This is a genomic window from Pseudomonas sp. LPH60 (genome assembly GCF_030718165.1).
GTDB classification, from domain to species: domain Bacteria; phylum Pseudomonadota; class Gammaproteobacteria; order Pseudomonadales; family Pseudomonadaceae; genus Aquipseudomonas; species Aquipseudomonas danubii.
The window spans coordinates 17,359-34,573 of the sequence record NZ_JAVAJH010000012.1 but is presented as its reverse complement, the minus strand read 5'-3'; the positions used below and the strand labels follow the sequence as shown (position 1 = coordinate 34,573).

The following is a 17,215-nucleotide window of genomic DNA, read 5'->3' as shown; positions in this document are numbered from 1 at the left end:
GGCACTGGGGGGATTTAGCGCAGGCCCGGCGTCGCGCCGTGCGCCGGTCGCTGCCGGGAGGCTGCAGCGACCGCTGGATCAGCTCAAAGTGGCCGATCGAAGAAGAACTCGCGTTCCAGGCGCAGCAGAGCGGCTTTCTTGTGGGCCAGTTGGATGTCCTTCAAGTGACCGAAGCCCTGGGACTTGAGGAAGTCGATCTGCCGGTCATGGTCGATGCGCGGTTCGCCAAGGATGCGCTGGGTACGTGGATCATCCAGGAACATGTAGTGCATCAGCGAATTGAACCAGCCCTTGAGCTTGCCGATGCCCTGGTGCTTGTTCTCGCCCACCACCACGTGCCAGCCGCGGTCGTGGTCCTGCACGTCGTAGTAGGGGGCGATGCGGTCTTCCTTGCACCAGTAGACTTCGAAGTAGGCGAAGGGCTCGTCGTCGTAGCAGCCGATCAGCGGATGGACCCGCGGGTCGGCGAGCATGTCTTGCAGATAGGCGGCGTGCTCGTCGAGGCTGCCGGCCTGCTCCCAGAAGAACGCCACCTGTTCCAGGTTCATCCAGCGATTGAAGGCTTGCAGGTCACGGTCCGGATCGATGGTGCGCAGGCTGAACTCGGTGTTGAGCCCCGGCAGACGACGGCGGTACACCTCGCCCTGGGGCAGTGGCGGGCGTTGCGGGTGACGTTTCTCGCCGCTGAACTGGTAGAAGGGCGCGGTGTGGGCGCTGGCCGGAGCGCTGAGCCAGGGCAGCGGGTGCTGCCAGAAGGTACTGCGTCGGCACTGTAGCTCCACCTGGTGGGCATCGACGGCGAGCAAGGTGTCAAAGACCCCCTGGCGGATGGCTGACACGGCAAAGTCGCGGCTGGCACGCAGGCGAACCCGCACCTGGGCGGACTTTTTCTTGTAGCAGAAATGCCCGCCCAACAAGGCCAGCAGCGCGCTGGCCGGGTAGTTGGGGGCAATCTCGCCGGCGATCACGATCAGTTCGCCATCGCTGCGAAAGGTCAGTGCCGCGAAGCCCTCGGTGTGCAGGCTGCCCTGGTTCTCTTCGGCGTCATGCACGCTGGCGGTGGAACCGTCGCTCAGCGACAGGGTGAACAAAGCTGCTTTCATGGTGTGTCTCCGTCAGTCGATGAGGGGAAGGGTCAAAGGTCGCGGGCAACCCGGAACCCCAGCCAGTCACCACGATCGGTGGGGTAGATGTTGTTGCGGTTGCCTGAGCGGGAAAAAATCGGCGCTTCGGTCCAGTCGTTGCCGCGCATCTGCAGGACGCTGCAGTTGGGCTCGGTCCAGGCGCTGCCGTCGGTGGGGGCGCCGACATAGCTGTCATGCCAGCAGTCGGGGGTGAACTCGTAGACATTGCCGTGCATGTCGTAGACGCCAAAGGCGTTAGGGGGGAAGGAGCCGGCGGGCGAAGTGAAGCTGAAGCCGTCTTCCGGGCCGTAGGTGTTGGCGTGCTTGGCAATGCTGTATTCCTTGCCCTCGTCGAAAGGGAAGGGGAAGGGGCCGGTGCTGCCGGCGCGGGCCGCGTATTCGCGCATGGCTTCGCTGACGATGTAGTAGTGCTGGCCGGTGCGCTTGGACAGCCAGGCGGTGTAGGCCTGGGCTTCGTTGAAGTCCAGGCACACCGCCGGTTGGCGCGGGCCGACTGGGTAACGGGGTTTACCGGCCTTGCATTCGCGACCGGGGCGCGTGTCGCCGTCGGGCATCTGGTAGCCGGTTTCCTTCAGGTAGGTGGCCCATTCGCCGGCCAGGACCTGGAAGCGTCCGATGGCGAATGGCTTGGCGAAGGTCACTTCATGCATCGGACCTTCGTCCTCCTGGCGGCCGACCTCGTCAGCGGGGGTACCCATGGTGAAGGTGCCGGCGGGCAGCACCACCATTTCCGGACAGTCCTTGCAGTCCTTGAACACCTTGCCCGGCTGGGGCGAGGCGGCGGCCTGGGCGGCGGTCGGCAGCAACAGGCTCAGCAGCAGGGCCAGGGAGAGGCTGGCCAGGGGCGGGCGGAGGGCGGTGCTCAGTGAATGCTGTTTCATCATGACTCTCTTTTTAAAAGTGACGCAGGGCGCAAGGAGGAGCGGTTTCAGACTTTTTTGCGCAGCAGGTCCATGAAGCGATCGATCTGTTGTTCGTCGTTGAGCAGGCCAGGCGCGGTACGGATCACCGGACCGACGTCCCGGTCCACGGCATCGACCACCACCCGATTGGCCATCAGGTAGGCGGCGAACTGGTCGCAGTCCTGATTTTTGATCCGGAAGAAGGTGAAGCCCGCTGACAGCTCGGGGCTCAGGGGGGTGACCAGCTCCACTTGGGGGAGCTCCTGCAGACGTTGCTTGAGGTAGCTGTTGAGGGCGTGGATGCGCGCCTGGACCTGGGCCTTGCCCAGCTGCAAGTGCAGCTTGAAGGCTTCATCCAGGGCCCAGCGGTGTTCAAAGGCGTGGTAGCCGCCGGGGGTCATGCTGGTAGCGAAATTGTTGTCCTCGGAAAAGGTCGGCACGCTGGGGGTAACGTCCTTGAGCTCTTCGGAACGGGCGCAGATGATCCCGGTGCCGCGAGGGCCGAACATCCACTTGTGAGTGCCGGAAATGAAGTAGTCGCAGTGCATGTCGGGGAAGTCCAGGTTGTCCACGCCAAACCCATGGACCCCATCCACCACATAGATGATTCGGTCTTTGTCGTCGCGGTTGCGGTTGAACTCATCCACCAACTGGCCGATCTCGCCGATCGGCAGCTTCACGCCACTGCCCGACTGCACCCAGGTCATGCCCAGGACTCGGGTATTGGGGCGGATGCTGCGCTTGATCGAGCCCAGGATTTCATCCTTGGACACCCGGTGCGGGTCCTTGAACAGGCTGATCTTGCGCACCTGGGTGCCTTGTTTGGCCACGCGGAAATTCAGGCTGTATTCGGTGGCGTAGTGTTCGTGGACCGTGGTCAGGATCTCTTGATCGAGCCGCACGTGAAGGCCGCCGTAAATCATCGCCAGGCCTTCGCTGGTGCTGCCGGTGAGGGCGATCTGGCCGGGCTTGGCTTGCAGGTAGCGGCCCGCCCATCGACGCACCTCGGCCTCGCGTTTCCAGGGTTCCTGCAGGTCCCAGTCCATGGCCAGCCCCGGGTTGCGGTCGATATTGGCGCGATGCCGTTCGATGGCTTCACGCACGGGCCTTGGGTGCGAGGTCACCAGGAAGTTGGAAAAGTGAATGGAGTCCGGGTCCTGGTCGAACAGCAGGCGCAGTTGCGCCCATGGGTCCTTGGGCGCAGGGGACGGGGCGCTAGTGCTGGTGCCGGACGCGGCCAGGGCGCCGGCGCCCAGAGGCAGGCCGGCGGCGAGGATGCCGGCCTGTTTGAGAAATGTACGGCGATCGGTCATGAGCTCATTTCACTGGTTGGCAAAAGGGGGGATCAGCGATGGGCCAGGGGCTTGGCGGATTTCTGCACCTGCTCCCAGACCCGCAGGAAGTTGCCGCCCCAGAGCTTGGCGATATCCGCTTCGCTGTAGCCGCGCTGCAGCAGTTCGGCGGTGACGTTGCGGCCCTCGCTGACATCCTTCCAGCCGTCCAGGCCGCCGCCGTCGTTGAAGTCCGAACTGATGCCGACGTGGTCGATGCCGATCTTCTTCACGGCGTAGTCGATGGCGTCGCCGAAGTCCTTGAGGGTGGCCTTGGGTTCTGCTTCGACAATGCTGTACAGCTCGCCGGCGTATTCGCCGAAACGCTGTTCGGGCCACACGGTGATGATGGCGTCGCCGGGCATCAGGGCCATTTCCAGCCCGGTCAAGGGTTGCAGGTCGAAACGCGCGCGCAGGGCGTTGAGCTTGTCCCGGGTCGCTTGGCTCAGGGGACGGATGTAGGTGGGGAAACCGACGATCTGCACCACGCCGCCGCTGTCCTTGATCAGCTGCATTTCCCTGTCGCTGAGGTTGCGCGGGATATCCACCAGGGCCCGGGGCGCCGAGTGCGAAGCGACGAAGGGCGCGCGGCTGAGTTGGCTGACCTGCTCCAGGGCCTTGGTCGACATCTGCGAGACGTCGATGATCACCCCCAGGTCGTTGAGTCGGTGCACGGCCTGCCGGCCCAGGTCGGACAGGCCGCCGAGGGCGTCCGGGGTGTCGTTGAAGAACGGCAGTGGACGCGAGGAGTCGGACCAGGCGTTGTTGCCCACGTAGCTGAAACCGAACATGCGCATGCCCCGGGCCGCCCAGTGATCGAGCTGGTCGAGATCGGTGCCCAGGGGGTAGGCGTTGAGCATGCTGAGGAACACCGCGAACTTGCCTTCGCCGTTGAGGCGGCGGAAGTCGTCTGGGGTATAGGCAATGCCCACCTGGTTGGGGAAGTCGCGGACCATACCGGTGAGGATCTTGTAGCGTGCTTCCTGCTCGTTGCGCGCGGCGTCGACAAAGCCCGCCGTGGGACGATGAGGGGCATTTGCGCCGTTCCAGATTTCCGGCCAGCCGAAAATCGTCAGGGCTGCGCCGGACAGGCGCCCGCGTCCGGCCTTGGCCAGGTCGAACTGGCCGCTGCCGTCCTTGTCGGCCTCGTTGCCGGCACTGCCGAAATCCAGGGGCACGGTAATGTGGCTGTCGAAGGAGAGGATGCGCTCCTGCAATTCTTCGGCCTGCTTCATCACCTTGACCGGGTAGCCCGGGTTGTCCCTGAACCAGTAGTCCCAGGCCAGGAAGCCGGCGCCAATCGCCAGGGCCAGCGGCAGGCCGATGTAAAGAGCCTTCTTCGAACGTGGTTTTGTCATTGCCATCTCAGTCGGTTTCGCCGTCAAGGTGCAGGCACGGGGGCCTTTGCTATCTGGGAAGAACGAGCCAGTGACGAAGAAATTTAAGTCCCCTGCGCGGGCGGTAAATTTCCGTGGGCAATAAACGTTCTAGCTTGGATAAAGCCTGCATCAGGGCTGACACAGGTAGGGCAATGACGATTTCTCGACGAGGGTTCATGGCGGGCTTGGCGCTGACTGGCGCTGCCGTGCCGGCGGCGTTTTATGTGCATCGCGAATTGACGCGTGAGGAATTCCCGATCACCCCGGGCGAGGCCACGGTGGAGCTGGCGGATACCGCCGGGCAACGCTTGGCGGACCAGTTGCGGGGCATCTGGAGCATTCGCTTTGAAGGCGCCGATGCCGGGCTCGATGGCCTGGGGCGCCAGGACTTGGAAGTGTTTCTCGACATCGCCCAGCGCGGGCGTGGCCTGCGCGGTTACCTGGATACCGCCGAGGGCCTGCGCGGCGCCGCCGAGCCGCGCTACCGGATCGTTGCCGACCTGGTGAGCCCACAGCCGGGTGAGATGTACTGGCGATTGATTCCTGCCACGGCGGTGGACGGTGCCGCCACTTATGAGTTCAAGATGAGCCTGGATGAAGTCTGGGCCGATTTCGCCAACGCCGGCAGCGGCACCCTGAGCGGCCGTGTCGAGCGTCTGGACCGGCCCCTGGCGCTGCCCGCCTTGGACAACCGCTTTGTCGCCACCAAGCAGATGTTTCCCGAGGCTCGCCAGCGTATTGGCCTGAACCCGACGCTGCTGGCCTGGCTGGTGTCGCCCGAGCATCGGTTGTTCCACCAGCTGTGGCACGCGACCCGGGACAAGTGGCACCGGCTTTCCGAAGAGAAGCGTGACGCCCTGCGCGGCATCGGCTGGCAGCCCGGTCCTCGGGGGCAGGAGCGCGATGCGCGCGGTCCGAAGAAGGATCGCAACGGCTCGGGTATCGATTTCTTCTTCATGCATCGGCACATGCTGGGCACGGCGCGTTCCATGCAGGACTTGCCGTCCTGGCAGCATTTCCCCCTGCCGCAGCCGGAACTGCTGCGTGATCGCCTGGGTTTCGCCCGCTATTTCGACAACCATGACGGCGGTTCCCTGCCGCCGGCGTGGCTGGCCGATGACGATGACGACTACAGCCAGTGGGTCAGCGACATCAAGGCCGGCGAGACCTACCACAGCAACTTCCAGGTCTGGGAGTCGCAGTACCGCAACCCGCGCTACCTGGCGAACCTGACCCTGGGTCAGTTCGGCTCGGAAATCGAACTGGGCCTGCACGACTGGCTGCACATGCGCTGGGCCTCGGTGCCGCGTGATCCTTCCAGCGGTGCACCGGTGCCCATGGCCCGCGATCCGGCGGACTTTTCCCCGCGCTGGTACCAGCCGGAAAACGACTTTCTCGGCGATCCGTTCTCCTCCCATGTCAGCCCGGTGTTCTGGCGTTTTCATGGCTGGATCGACGACCGCCTGGAGGACTGGTTCCGTGCCCACGAACGTTTCCATCCCGGCGAGCTCAAGCGTCTGGAAGTCAATGGCGTGCCCTGGTTCGCCCCGGGGCGCTGGGTCGAGGCCGGCGATCCCTGGCTGGGGCCGGTGACCCACGGTTGCAGCACCATCCCTGGATTGCAGACCGGCAAGACCGTGGAGATGGACCCGGAAACCATGAAGCTGGCCCTGCGCATCACCTTTATCGAGGATGAAAAGCAGTTGGCCGATCTGCTGCGCAAGGTGCCTCGCCGGCCCTGGTATGCGCGGCATTTGAAGGTCAGGCAGCGACTGCTGTAGCGGCGCCGGACTGATCGTGAACTTCGAGTCTGGAGGTCGTTGCTAGGGGTGTTCAGATCGAAAGGGCCACTTCGGCCAGGAAGCTGAACAGTTCTGGGTATCCGGTCTGCTGCCATGCTTGGGTTTCATGATCAAAAAAGCACACCTCTGCCAGGCATTGGGTGTTTTCAATCCGGAATCCGTAGAAGTCGCCGCAGCCGTTCTCTGAAAACAACAGATGACACTTGCCAATCAGTGGGTGTTGTCGATTGATTCTGGCCAGGTTGAAATCGCTGTCTCTGTCCAGTGAGTAGACGATTCCCAAGGCAAAGTAGCCGCCCCCATGCTTCAGCAGGAACTGGCGGTACTCGACAGGAAGTCGCAGCGCCAGGTCATTTTGAGCCTCGGTGATGTCCTCCTCGGTGGCGGCGCTGTCCGAAGGGAGCTCAAACCAGATCGGATGGAGGTTCTTCTTGGCATTCAGCAGTTGTTCAAATTCACTGAAGTTCATTGTCCTGGTCTTCTTGAGGGGCGATGCATCAGCTGTCGGCCAGTGTTTCAGAGGCTCCGTGATGGTTCAGGCGCTGAGTTAGCGATGCTATCTCCTGGGCTTTCGGTTTCTTGCTGGTCACGGCCTCGTAGATCTCGTTGAGGACCAGATCCGGGTCCTTGTGGGTGAGCTGTGAGATGACATTCGCCAGGTTTCGATCTGACAGATGTTCATATAGCGCTGCCAGAAGAGGGCGGTAATCGGTTGGGCTGACTCCGTTCGGGAATGCTCTTTTCAGCATCGACAGTACGTCTGCCAGGGAGGCGTCCAGCTCGGTTCCGATGGGCATGGTGGGGGTGTTGCTCGCGTCTGTTGGTGGTCGCAGATTCTAGGTCATCAGGGCCCCGGCCGTCGTTGCGACGATGGCCAGTGGTGATACCGCTGGCCATGCGAGCTTTTGCTGATTCATTGATTCCAGCCGCCACCCAGGGCCTTGTACAGGGCAATGCTGGACTGCAGCCGTGACAGCCGCAGTTGCACGTTCTGATCCTGGGCGGCGTACAGGGTGCGCTGGGTTTCCAGAACGGTCAGCAGGTCTTCGGCGCCGGCCTGGTAGCGGCTCTGGGCGATCTCGAAGGCCCGTTGCGCCTGGTTCAATTCCTCGCTCTGCCACTGGCGTTGCTGGTCCAGGCCGCGAATGCTGTTGAGGGCCTTCTCCACATCGGCAAAACCATTGATGATCGCCCCGCGATAGCTTTCCAGCAGTTCTTCTTGGCGGGCCGTGGCCTTGTCCCGTTCGGCGCTCAGGCGCCCGGCGTTGAAGATCGGTGCCACGAGCCCGGCGCCGAGGTTGTAGAAGGGACTGCGCAGCAGGTCCGGGGCGTGGCTGGCACCGGAGCCGAGGCTGGCGCTCAGGGTCACGCTGGGCAACATGGCCGCCCGCGCCACTTTGACGTCGGCCTGGGCCGCGGCCAGTTTGGCCTCGGCGCTGGCAATGTCCGGACGCCGGCTCAGCAGGTCGCTGGGGACGCCGGCATTGATGCTCGGCCATTGCAGTTGGGTGAAGTCCTGGTGGCCCAGGTTGAGCGCCTGCACCGGTTGCCCGAGCAGGGCGGCGAGGGTGATCCGGGCTTCTTCGGCCTGTTGCTGCGCCAGGGGCAACTGGCGTTGCTGGGCGGCGACCAGGCTGCGTTGCTGGGCCAGTTCCAGGGCCGTGGCCGAGCCCGAGTCGTAGCGGGTCTGCACCAGCTTGAGCACGTTCAGGGCGTTGTCCAGGTTCAGCTGGGCGATCCGGCTTTGTTCGCTCAGCGCCAGGGCCTGGGTGTAGCTGTTGGCGACGCCGCTGAGCAGGGTCAGTTCCACGGTGGCCCGGTCGAACTCGCTGGCCTTGACCCCCAGCAGGGCGCTGTCGCGGGCGGCGTGGCGGCCGCCCCAGAAGTCGATCTCGTAGCTGGCGCTGAGGCTGGCATCGAAATAGTCCACGGCCTGGTTGTCGCTGGTGGCGTCCAACTTGCTGTAGCCCTTGCCGCGCAGCAGTTTCTGCCGGTTGGCGTTGAGCCCGCCCTTGAGCTCGGGTAGCAGTGGCGCGCCGGCGATCACGGCGCTGGCCTGGGCCTGGCGCACCCGGGCCACCGCTGCGGCCAGATCGAAGCTGCCATCGCGGGCCTGGGCGATCAGGCGGTCCAGGTCCGGGCTGGCGAACTGGCTCCACCATTGCCGGTTGTCGACCTGGGCGGCGGGGGTGTTGGCTGTTTGCCAGGTGGCGGGGGCTTGCAGGCCGCTGTCCGGGCGCGGTGCGGGGCTGCTGCAGGCGGCCAGCAGGATGCAGGCGGCCAGGAGGCTCAGGGGTGTTTTCATCGATCGATCATTCACTGGTAAGGGCCGTGACCGGGTCGAGCCGGGCAGCTTTGCGGGCCGGCATGAAGCCGAAGATGACGCCGGTGACCAGGGCGCAGCCGAAGGCGCCGAGGACGGCGACCAGGGAGAAGGCGATCGCCACTTCACTGAGGATCAGTACGCCACCGATCAGCAGGGCCAGGGCGATGCCGGTCAGGCCGCCGACCACCGAGAGCATCACCGCTTCGGTGAGGAACTGGCGCAGGATGTCGCGCTGGCGAGCGCCGGTGGCCATGCGGATGCCGATCTCTCGGGTGCGTTCGCGCACGGTCATGAGCATGATGTTCATCACCCCGATACCGCCCACCAGCAGCGAGATCGCGGCAATGGCGCCGAGCATCAAGGACAGGGTGTTCTGGGTGCGGGCCTCGGCCTGGATCATCGCCGCGTTGTTGGTCAGCTCATAGTCGCGCTGGCCGTTGTGCAGGCGCAGCATCAGTTGGTCGATGGCTTGCTCGGCTTCCTCGACCTTGCTGGCGTCCGCCGCGGCGATGGCCACGTACTCCGGATTGCGACTGCCAAACAGGCGGGTGCTGGCGGCGGAGTAGGGCACGGCGATGCGATCGTCGCTGTCCTGGTCGCCGGAACTGGCGCCTTTGCCCATCAGTACGCCTACCACCTGGAAGGGGGCGTTTTCGATCAGGATGTACTGGCCGATGGGGTTGGCGACGTCCTTGAGCAGTTTTTCCCGGACCTTCTTGCCGATCACCGCGACCGCGGCGCCGGCTCGTTCGTCGGCCTCGGTGAAGTAGCTGCCTTCGACCACCGGCCAGTTGAAGATGTGCGGGAAGTTGGTGTCGTTGCCCCCTACGTAGCTCATGTGATCGGCATTGCCGAAACGTACCACGGCTTCCGAGCCGTTGACCGGCATGATGCGCTTGACCTGGGGCAGGGTGGCCACGGCCGCGACGTCGTCGAGGCTGATGATGCCTTGCGGCGCGCGCGGGTTGGGCGAGTGTCCGCTGAGGTAAAGGATGTTCGAACCGAAGGCCCCCATCTGCGCCATCACCTGGCGCTTGCTGCCTTCGCCCACGGCCAGCATCACCACCACCGAAGCGACGCCAATGACGATCCCCAGCAGGGTCAGGGCCGTGCGGAAGCGGTTGATCCACATCACCCGCCAGGCGGCCTGCACCGCTTCCAGCAGTTCGCCCTTCCAGGCGCCGGTGGCTTCGCTGCCGTCGGCCAGGCGCTGACGCAGGTCCACCGCCTGCAGGGCGCCGGCGTTGGCGCTGGTCTGTACCGATGGGTCGTGGTGGGCGGTGTCGCTGATGATTTCGCCGTCGCGGATTTCGATGATGCGCTTGGCCCGGGCCGCCACTTCACGGTCGTGGGTGATGAGGATCACCACGTGGCCCTGGCTGGCCAGTTCGTCCAGCAGGGCCATGACTTCGGCGCCGCTGTGGCTGTCCAGGGCGCCGGTGGGTTCGTCGGCGAGGATGATGTGGCCGCCGTTCATCAGGGCGCGGGCGATGGACACCCGTTGCTGCTGACCGCCGGACAGTTGGTGCGGGCGGTTGCCGCTGCGACTGGCCAGGCCCAGGCGCTCCAGCAGGGCGGCGGCGCGGGCGTGGCGTTCGGCGGTCGGGGTGCCGGCGTAGATGGCCGGCATCTCGACGTTTTCCTGGGCCGAGGCCGAGGGGATCAGGTGGTAGCCCTGGAACACGAAGCCAAAGGCTTCGCGGCGCAGCCAGGCCAGTTCGTCGCTGTCGAGCTGGGCGACGTTCTCCCCGGCGAACAGGTACTCGCCGGACGTCGGACGGTCCAGGCAGCCGAGGATGTTCATCAGGGTCGACTTGCCGGAGCCGGAGGCGCCAACGATGGCGACGAATTCCCCGGCGTGGATCGACAGGTCGATGCCGCGCAGGACATCGACTTGCGGGCTGTCGCCGCCGCCGTAGGATTTGCGGATGTCTCTGAGGTCGATCAGCGGAGTCTGCATTCAACCCCCGCTGCTGTTGGCCGGGCCGATCAGCAGGTGATCACCTTCGTTCAAGCCGTCGAGGATCTGGATGCGCAGGCGGTCACTGATACCGACCCGGACTTTGCGCTCGTCGATCGAACCGTTCTTGGCCACCACCCGGGCAGTCTGCAGGTCCGGCTCAGTGCTGCCCTGCAGAGCGGCGATGGGGGCGGTGAGGACATTTTTTGCCTGGTTGGCGACGAAGAACACCTGGGTGGTCATTTCCGCCATCAGCGCGTTGTCGGCGTTGTCCACGTCCAGCAGTACGGTATAGAGCACTACCCGGCCGCTGCCGCTCTTGCTGGTGCTGGTGGGGCTGCCGCTGCCCTGGCTGGTTTCGTTCAGCGGCTTGGGCGGAATGGGCAGGATCTGCCGCACGGTGCTGGTCCAGCGCCGGTTGCCACCGCTCAGGGTGGTGAAGTAGGCCTGCATGCCGGGTTTGACGTGGCCGATATCGGCTTCCGAGACTTCGGCCCAGACGGTCATGGGCGAGAGTTTGGCGATGCGCAGGATCAGCGGTGTTTGCTGCTGGGCGTTGAGGGTCTGGCCTTCGCGAGCGTCCACCGCGACCACGGTGCCGGACATGGGGGCGTAGATGCGCGTATAGCCCAGTTCCGCCTGGTCGCTGCGCAAGCTGGCCTGGGCCTGGCGGATCTGCGCCTTGTACATGTCGATGCGTGCCTGGGTGGCCTTGAGTTCGGCCTGGGCGGTCTGTACGTCCTCTTCGCGAGTGGCGCCGCCGGCCGCCAGGTTCTGCTGGCGCTGGTATTTCTGCCGGGCCAGCTGGTTCTGGGCGTACTGCTCCTGCAACTGGGCCTGCAGGTTCTCAATGGCGAAACGGCTGGCGTCGAGCTTGGCCTGTTGGGTGGCAGGGTCGATCTCCACCAGCAATTGGCCTTCCTTGACTGTGTCGCCGGCCTCGACGTGGATCTTGCGGATCTGCCCGGAGGCCTGGGCACCGACGTCGACATAGCGTCGGGGCTGTAGGGTGCCCAGGGCGGTGACGCTGCTTTCGATATCGCCACGGCTGACTTGCACCGTCGCGAACTGATCGCGCCCAGGGGGAATGAAGGTCCAGGCAGTGATGGCTACAACGGGAATCAAGCAGAGTGCGGCAAGCAGGGCGCGTCGGGTATGTCGGGGACGTTTCATGCACGGTTCCGGCCAGGGGAAATCGGCCCGTCATCCAGCCGTTGCTGCTTCACAAGGCAAGGCCGGGCGCTGCCGTCGGGGCGGCAGATACGGGGAGCTGTCAGGTAAACGAGAAGCGCGCGGGGGAATTTAACTCCCGACACATGGGGTTACAGCTGCTTGAACACGAAATATCTACGGATCGCTGCAGCAGTACTTTAAATCTATATGAGAATTACTATAAATTACGTCGCTCCTAAACTGCCATCATTGAATGACTGGATCAGTCCCCTTGCCACGGATCTTGTTCAAGGACAGAAATCACCCACCTGGGTCGGGAGTCATGTTGGAAAGTTACTACCGCGAGCTGATGGGCTTCCTCAGCGCCAGGCTTGGCAACCGCCAGGCCGCCGAGGACGTTGCCCATGACGCCTTTGTGCGGGTGCTGGAGCGCCCCAGCGCTCCTCCCATCGAGCAGCCGCGGGCCTTCCTTTATCGCACGGCGCTGAATCTGGTGATCGATGACCATCGGCGTAACCAGCTGCGTCAATCCGAACCCCTGGAAGCACTCGACCAGCAAGAGCACTGCTTCAGTCCGTCACCGCAGGCGAGCCTGGATCAGGGGCAGCGCCTGGAGATGCTCCAGCGAGCCTTGGCGGAACTGCCCCGGCTGTGCCGCGAGAGTTTTCTGCTGCGCAAGCTTGAAGGTCTGTCCCATGTGCAGATTGCCGAGCATCTGGGCATTTCCCGCAGCCTGGTGGAAAAACACATCGTCAATGCCATGAAGCATTGCCGGGTGCGCCTGCGTCAGTGGGAAGCTCAGTGACCAGCGGCGCACGCTGGCGGCACTGAGCCTGGTGTAGTGGCGGCTGACTTTTGTTTGCCGGACAGCCGGGGCAGTGGGTTAAATTTTTTTTCATCGTCCTCGTTCCTACTCAACAGACGACCTGTTGGCCCTCAGGGGCCGGCCAGGTCACCGGCGTAATTCCCCGCGTTGAGGGGCTTCTCCAGAGGACACTGGACATGACACAGGCAATGGCATCGGCCATCGTTCACGATTTGATTGGTATCGGTTTTGGTCCCTCGAACCTGGCGCTGGCCATTGCGCTGGAGGAGCGCGGCCAGGTTCAGGGTCCTCTGGACGTGCTGTTTCTCGACAAACAGGCCGATTATCGCTGGCACGGCAATACCCTGGTGACCCAGAGTGAACTGCAGATTTCCTTCCTCAAGGACCTGGTCACCCTGCGCAACCCCACCAGCCCTTACTCGTTCGTCAACTACCTCAAGCACCATGGACGCCTGGTGGACTTCATCAACCTCGGGACCTTTTATCCGTGCCGCATGGAGTTCAACGACTATCTGCGCTGGGTCGCCGCTCAATTCAAGGACCAGAGCCGCTACGGCGAAGAGGTCCTGGCCATTGAGCCGCTGTTGCACAACCAGCAAGTCGAGGCGCTGCGGGTCATCTCGCGCAATGCCCAGGGGGAAGAGTTCATCCGCAGCACCCGCTCGGTGGTGGTCAGCGCTGGTGGAACGCCGCGGATTCCCGAGACTTTCAAGGCGCTCAAGGGCGACCCTCGGGTCTTCCATCATTCTCAGTACCTGGAGCGCATGGCAGAACAACCTTGTGTCGCCGGCAAGAAGATGAAGATCGCCATCATTGGTGGCGGCCAGAGTGCAGCGGAGGCCTTCATTGACCTCAATGACAGCTTCCCGTCGGTGCAGGTGGACATGATGATCCGTGGCTCGGCACTCAAACCGGCCGACGACAGTCCCTTTGTCAACGAAGTGTTCTCGCCCGAGTTCACCGACCTGGTGTTCCAGCAAGCCAGTAGCGAACGTGAGCGCCTGGTCAACGAGTACCACAACACCAACTATTCGGTGGTGGACATCGACCTGATCGAACGCATCTACGGGATCTTCTACCGCCAGAAAGTCTCGGGGATCGCCCGTCACGCATTCCGCACCCTGACCCTGGTGGAAAAAGCCGTGGCTACCGATCAAGGCATCGAGTTGGTGCTGCGCAACAATGCCACCGGCGCCTGCACCACTGAGCACTACGACGCGGTAGTGCTGGCCACCGGTTATGAGCGCCAGATGCATCGTCAACTGCTGGCGCCTCTGCAGGAATACCTGGGCGACTTCGAAGTGGACCGCAACTATCGGGTGATCACCGACGAGCGCTGCAAGGCCGGTATCTACATGCAGGGCTTCAGCCAGGCCAGCCATGGCTTGAGCGACACCTTGCTGTCGGTACTGCCGATTCGTGCCCAGGAGATCGCCGATTCGCTGTACGAACATGGCAAGACCCGCGGTCATAGCCGCTCGGTCCGCGACCTGCTGCTGGCTACCGCCAGCTGACCGGCGCCACGGCCGCTCTTGCGTGGCCTGCGCGGACGGGCGCCAAGACAATCTTGCAGAGCTCTTCGCCGGCAAGCCGGCTCCTGCCGTTCGGGGTTATCCCGGGTGTTTTTTGCAGGAGCCGGCTTGCCGGCGAAGGCGTTCCTGAACCTTGGCTTGAGAACTGTTCGATTCCTCTGGCCGCGTCGTGGTGGCCAGCGGCAAGTTTCGGGGTTGCGGCGTACTGCTTGTAACTTGCTGCTTGTAGCTTGCCGCTAGTCGCCAAGAGGATTTTCGATATGCAGGCCTTGCACAACATCAACCTGGACTCGCTGATCGATACCCTGGTCAGCCTCAGCGCGGCTTTTATCCTTGGCGGCCTGATCGGCTTTGAACGCCAGTACCGGCAGCGCACCGCGGGCTTGCGCACCAACGTGCTGGTGGCGGTGGGCGCGGCTATTTTCGTCGACATGGCCAACCGCCTGGGCGGTGCCGACGGCGCGGTGCGGGTGGTGGCCTACGTGGTGTCGGGCATCGGCTTTCTCGGCGCCGGGGTGATCATGCGCGAGGAGGGCAACGTCCGCGGGCTGAACACCGCCGCCACCCTTTGGGCTTCGGCGGCGGTGGGCGCCTGTGCCGGTGCCGATCTGGTTCTCGAAGCCCTGCTGGGCACCCTGTTCGTGCTGGCCGCCAATACCCTGTTGCGGCCCATCGTCAACAACATCAACCGCCAGCCACTGGACGTGATCTCCGCCGAGGTCACCAACATCGTCTACGTCATTGCCCAGCGTTCGAACCAGAAGGCCGTGTTCGCCTTGCTGGAAGCCGAGTTGACGCGCAGCAATTACCCGGCCAGCGATGTCGATGTGCATGCTTTTGGCAACGATGAAGTGGAGATCGAGGCGACTCTGGCCAGCACCTCGGTGGACGGTGAAGAACTGGATGCGCTGGTGGCGCGGCTGTCCACCTCGGCCCTGGTGCAGCAGGCGTTCTGGAGCCCGAGCACCACCGAGTGATAGGGGCTTGATGATGGCTGGCGTGTTGTCTTTTGCTGTTCTCAGAGACCGGCAGTGGGTTCTGGGAAAAGCCTTACAAAACAACAAGACCTTTCAGTCTCGTACCCCTCTGCTAAAAAAACCGGGCGGCGATTAAGGTAGTGAGCGACTTAGAAAGAGCTAGCGGTTGGGCTTGTGCAGTAGCTGACTTGTCCGAAAAAACTACGGCAAGAGCATGCTGGGCGTGGTTTTCAGATTAATCCTAGAGAAAACCCTCCGACACTTCCCTAGCCTTCTACCGATCTAGGAGGAAGGCCGGCAGTCGCCGGTCGTAGTCTCAAAAGCAGGATCCAGAAATGTCCAATAGAGCGCTGCGCATACTGATTGCCGATGATCAACATTTTCATCGGATGCAGATCGAACGAACCTTGAATCAACTGAATTACTACCGCATTGCACCCGTGCACACATTGGAGGAACTGCTTTCGCTGGTGGAGTACGCCTGTGATCCGTTCGATCTGCTGATCATCAACGGCAGCCTGGCCACCCACAGCGGTTTCGATCTGCTGGACTTCTGCCTGGACAACCCCCAGCTCGGCCACGCCCTGATCTATGACAGCCAGCGCTTTCCACCCATCCCCAGCAGCCTGCGGCACCGGATCCAGGCCAGCCGCGCCGAGTTGCCGGACAGCGAGGCGATCCGGCGTTTGATGCAGCAGATCGATCCGCCCGTGTTCCGGACCTCCAGGTCAGGCGGCATTCAGTGGCTGCCGGAACTGCAGCACGGCGGCTGGCGCGCCAGTGCCAATTGATTCAATCGCGCTCTATGCAAAACGGCATCCCCAGGGATGCCGTTTTACGTTGCGCTGCGGACAAGGCGCCGCCGATGGAGCCGGCGTCGGGTTCAGGCCATGTCGCTGTGGCTGAACTCCTCGCCGAGAAAGTCGATCAGGCTGCGTACCGAAGGCAGCAGGCCGCGGCGTGACGGGAAGATGGCGTGGACGATCCCGCAGCGCGGCGCCCAGCCGGGCACCAGTTCCAGCAGGCGCCCGGCGTCCAGGTCCTCGCGGACCACCACCTTGGGCAGGTGGGCGATGCCGACGCCCGCCAGCACCGCATGGCGCAGGGCCAGCAAGTCGTCGGTGACCATCCGCGGCCGATGGCGGATCAAGGCTTCGGCGCCGTCGGGCCCCAGCAACTGCCATTGGTAATCGCGTTGCGCCGCTCCCCAGTGCAGGCTCGGCAGGCCACTGAGATCTGCCGGTGTAGCCGGGCTCGACAGGCGCTGGAGAAAGTCCGGATGGCCCACCAGGCTCTGGGTGCTGTTGCCCAGTACCTTCATCACCAGATCGGTGTTTTCCAGGGGCGGGAAGCGCACCCGCAGGGCAATGTCGAAGCCCTCGTGGATCAGGTCGACCCGGCGGTTGGTGCTTTCGATGAACAGCTCGACCAGGGGGTACTTGAGCATGAAACGGGTGAGCATCGGCCCGACCCAGGAGTTGAGCAGGGCCGTGGGGCAGGCCACGCGCACCAGGCCTTGAGGTTCGGAGCGATTGCGTTCGATGACTTCCGCCGCGCCCTCGGCTTCCACCCGCATGGCCAGGCAGCGCTGGTAATACTCCTGGCCGATCTCGGTCAGCGAACAGTGGCGGCTGGTGCGCTGGATCAGGCGCACGCCGAGGCGCTCCTCCAGCTGGGCAATCCGTCGGCTGAGCTTGGACTTGGGCATGTCCAGGGCGCGCCCGGCGGCGGCGAATCCTCGGTGCTCCACCACTTGGGTGAAGTAGTAGAGGGTATTCAGGTCTTCCAAGATCGTTCTCCAAATAGAACGCTAAGGGCGATTTTTGCAGTCTAGCGCGGCAAAGGTGTGAGTTTTAAGGTGT

At 63.6% G+C, this 17,215-nt stretch carries 15 protein-coding genes; 5 read left to right on the top strand and 10 right to left on the bottom strand.

Annotated features, from left to right (window positions below; all coding sequences use genetic code 11):
- Positions 1-83 precede the first annotated feature (83 nt).
- The 4 genes from Q8O96_RS30190 to pvdM are packed head-to-tail and all read right to left on the bottom strand — an operon-like array spanning position 84 to position 4,736.
- On the bottom strand, positions 84-1,103 hold the full coding sequence (locus Q8O96_RS30190) for a GNAT family N-acetyltransferase (RefSeq protein ID WP_305950015.1): 1,020 nt from the start codon (positions 1,101-1,103) through the stop codon (positions 84-86).
- 32 nt (positions 1,104-1,135) lie between these two features.
- Positions 1,136-2,026, bottom strand: a complete 891-nt coding sequence (locus Q8O96_RS30185) for a formylglycine-generating enzyme family protein (RefSeq protein WP_305950014.1) — start codon at positions 2,024-2,026, stop codon at positions 1,136-1,138.
- Positions 2,027-2,073: 47 nt separating this feature from the next.
- A complete protein-coding gene (locus Q8O96_RS30180) occupies positions 2,074-3,360 on the bottom strand; it encodes an aminotransferase class V-fold PLP-dependent enzyme (protein WP_305950013.1) in 1,287 nt (428 codons plus the stop codon).
- A gap of 32 nt (positions 3,361-3,392) precedes the next feature.
- Entirely contained in the window at positions 3,393-4,736 is a 1,344-nt protein-coding gene (pvdM, locus tag Q8O96_RS30175) for a pyoverdine-tailoring dipeptidase-like protein PvdM (protein ID WP_305950012.1), read from the bottom strand.
- 173 nt (positions 4,737-4,909) lie between these two features.
- Between pvdM and Q8O96_RS30170 the strand changes: the two genes are divergently transcribed.
- Positions 4,910-6,538, top strand: coding sequence for a PvdJ/PvdD/PvdP-like protein (locus Q8O96_RS30170; RefSeq protein WP_102861756.1), 1,629 nt, complete (start codon positions 4,910-4,912; stop codon positions 6,536-6,538).
- Positions 6,539-6,590: 52 nt separating this feature from the next.
- Here the strand turns inward: Q8O96_RS30170 and Q8O96_RS30165 are convergent, their stop codons facing one another.
- From Q8O96_RS30165 to Q8O96_RS30145, 5 genes are all read right to left on the bottom strand, one after another.
- A complete protein-coding gene (locus tag Q8O96_RS30165; protein ID WP_115580559.1) occupies positions 6,591-7,028 on the bottom strand; it encodes an SMI1/KNR4 family protein in 438 nt (145 codons plus the stop codon).
- 28 nt (positions 7,029-7,056) lie between these two features.
- Positions 7,057-7,356: a DUF3349 domain-containing protein gene (locus Q8O96_RS30160; protein WP_102861754.1), complete on the bottom strand. Its 300-nt coding sequence runs from the start codon at positions 7,354-7,356 to the stop codon at positions 7,057-7,059.
- 116 nt (positions 7,357-7,472) lie between these two features.
- The gene (locus tag Q8O96_RS30155; protein WP_305950011.1) at positions 7,473-8,864 is read right to left on the bottom strand and encodes an efflux transporter outer membrane subunit; all 1,392 of its coding nucleotides are present in this window, start codon (positions 8,862-8,864) and stop codon (positions 7,473-7,475) included.
- 7 nt (positions 8,865-8,871) lie between these two features.
- On the bottom strand, positions 8,872-10,845 hold the full coding sequence (locus tag Q8O96_RS30150) for a MacB family efflux pump subunit (protein ID WP_102861752.1): 1,974 nt from the start codon (positions 10,843-10,845) through the stop codon (positions 8,872-8,874).
- On the bottom strand, positions 10,846-12,018 hold the full coding sequence (locus tag Q8O96_RS30145; protein ID WP_102861751.1) for an efflux RND transporter periplasmic adaptor subunit: 1,173 nt from the start codon (positions 12,016-12,018) through the stop codon (positions 10,846-10,848).
- A 322-nt stretch (positions 12,019-12,340) separates the two neighbouring features.
- Between Q8O96_RS30145 and Q8O96_RS30140 the strand changes: the two genes are divergently transcribed.
- From Q8O96_RS30140 to Q8O96_RS30125, 4 genes are all read left to right on the top strand, one after another.
- Positions 12,341-12,823: a sigma-70 family RNA polymerase sigma factor gene (locus tag Q8O96_RS30140; protein WP_102861750.1), complete on the top strand. Its 483-nt coding sequence runs from the start codon at positions 12,341-12,343 to the stop codon at positions 12,821-12,823.
- A 197-nt stretch (positions 12,824-13,020) separates the two neighbouring features.
- Positions 13,021-14,358: a lysine N(6)-hydroxylase/L-ornithine N(5)-oxygenase family protein gene (locus tag Q8O96_RS30135; protein ID WP_102861749.1), complete on the top strand. Its 1,338-nt coding sequence runs from the start codon at positions 13,021-13,023 to the stop codon at positions 14,356-14,358.
- A gap of 278 nt (positions 14,359-14,636) precedes the next feature.
- The gene (locus Q8O96_RS30130) at positions 14,637-15,353 is read left to right on the top strand and encodes an MgtC/SapB family protein (protein ID WP_102880155.1); all 717 of its coding nucleotides are present in this window, start codon (positions 14,637-14,639) and stop codon (positions 15,351-15,353) included.
- Positions 15,354-15,688: 335 nt separating this feature from the next.
- Entirely contained in the window at positions 15,689-16,144 is a 456-nt protein-coding gene (locus Q8O96_RS30125) for a response regulator (protein WP_102861747.1), read from the top strand.
- A 92-nt stretch (positions 16,145-16,236) separates the two neighbouring features.
- Here Q8O96_RS30125 and Q8O96_RS30120 read toward each other — a convergent pair whose 3' ends face one another.
- On the bottom strand, positions 16,237-17,145 hold the full coding sequence (locus Q8O96_RS30120; protein WP_102861746.1) for a LysR family transcriptional regulator: 909 nt from the start codon (positions 17,143-17,145) through the stop codon (positions 16,237-16,239).
- Between the last annotated feature and the right edge of the window lie 70 nt (positions 17,146-17,215).